Origin of the sequence: Rheinheimera faecalis, from assembly GCF_021290965.1 — a bacterium.
In the GTDB taxonomy this organism is placed as follows: domain Bacteria; phylum Pseudomonadota; class Gammaproteobacteria; order Enterobacterales; family Alteromonadaceae; genus Pararheinheimera; species Pararheinheimera faecalis.
In genome coordinates this window covers 1-1,789 of sequence record NZ_JAJOYT010000029.1, presented here as the reverse complement: position 1 = coordinate 1,789, position 1,789 = coordinate 1, and the positions used below count along the sequence as shown (strand labels likewise).

At 43.9% G+C, this 1,789-nt stretch carries 2 protein-coding genes; both read right to left on the bottom strand.

Annotated elements, in window-relative coordinates:
• Positions 1-280: 280 nt before the first annotated feature.
• Positions 281-796, bottom strand: a complete 516-nt coding sequence (locus LSG34_RS20610) for a hypothetical protein (protein ID WP_233011215.1) — start codon at positions 794-796, stop codon at positions 281-283.
• On the bottom strand, positions 793-1,789 hold a 997-nt coding region (locus LSG34_RS20605), incomplete at its 5' end, for a hypothetical protein (protein ID WP_233011214.1). The genes LSG34_RS20610 and LSG34_RS20605, both read right to left, overlap by 4 nt.

The following is a 1,789-nucleotide window of genomic DNA, read 5'->3' as shown; positions in this document are numbered from 1 at the left end:
GGTTTATGCCAGAGAATAAACCCGGTTACAAGCTGCATTACCACAAGACACACTGTCCGCGCAGGATAGAGGCAGCGGCTACCTGAATAGCCGCCACTTGCTTAAAAAGAGTAAAAATTCTTAAGGCGCGCTAAAAATTCTGATCACACTCAGACATTTTTAGTAAGAAACTTCAGCCAGATTGTTTAACTTTCAAACAAAATGGCGTTACAAAAACCTTCAATAATCCTGCCGGACACCCGGACGGGACAACGGGACAACAACAACTGCACAACAGTATTCATCTAGCTATCAAAACATCTAGTTTCAAAATACAGGGAAACTCATTTTCGGTCCCATCTTTCTCGTTGGAATCGTTACCACCAATCCAAGCGACTTCAGCACGGAATCTAGCATCTGGATTTTTTGCTAACTCATCTTGAAAGCGTCCTTGCCAGCAATGTGTTGGGAAATGAGTGGATTCATACTTATATCTTAATAACTCTTTTTTATTAAGATTCACAGACTCCACTCCAGGTCTCGTGTAATTAATTTCAACATGCCCCACATAGGTAGTTCGCTGCTCATTTAATACTCTATTTGCAAAATATCCTTTATTAGACAAGCTAAATAAAACAACAGAAATAGGCAGAGTTAGGCAGAATAACGCTCCATATCGATCCCCAAGAAAAAAACGCCGCTTGTGGACAAAGACATTTCTAGCTCCTGGAATTAAGCAAGCGATCCAGACTCCTATAATTATGCCCCCTAGCCACCAGTTAAAATCTATGTAAGAAGCTGTATAGATATTAGTCATTGACGCCCCCAATAAAGCAACTTCCCAAACCATCCCAAATCTACAGGCTGCATATCGAACAATAATCCTCCATAAGAAGCGTTCGCAACAGGTGTTATTGGAGAGTTAAGCACACTATCGACTTTAGGTGATAGTGACAAACTGTATGAATAGCCTGAAGCAATTGCTGCTCTATCAGAGCTAAACGGTTTACTTTCCCAAGACGTTGATTCTACTCTTCCAAAAGCTCCTATTCGAGGAGCATTTATCATTAGCCCCCCAGTTGTACCATACCCTCCAAGAACAGTTTCAGCATCAGCATTTTTGCCATATGCTGCTGGATCCCAATGTAATTGAGTATACCCAAACTCAAACCCTCTACCTGTATCAGCTTTAAAACCCGCAGGTGCCGTTGCCCAGCCTACTGCAACTTTACCATCCGACTGGAACGCAAATGTAATGTCACCACCTAATGTATACGTAGAATAACCCGCCGATAAGCTATATGAATCAGTGATTGTTCTGACTCCATCTGCTGGTTGATTGATAAGGCTGTCGAAGCCCTTATTCATGATCCGATCAAAACTGTTGTAAGCCTTATCAAATGCCCCAGCATAGAATCTGGCAGAGCCCTCAATCATGTCACCTGTTGCCGAGATACCATCCCTTAGCGACTGTGCAGCTATTTTTCCATCGCCCCACATCGCCCGCTCAGCAGCTAAAGCATCTTCATAATTAAACAAAGACTCCGCCGCCCGGTATGCTGGATTGTCCATCCTGAAATCCACTGAGTTTTCGTCCCAACGTTCCTGGATTTGCCCCGCTAATACCGCTCTTTGCTGCCGCCCTATTTCTGCCTGCGTATTGAGATCAGCTATACCTCTTTTCGTTTGCTCCCGCATCGTGTTATACCCTTCGATGGTATTCGCCTGCTGTTTCAGCAACTGAATCTCCGCCACTACATTGGCATCTTCCACATCAATCATGCGGTTATGTTCCAGCGCCCACATCACG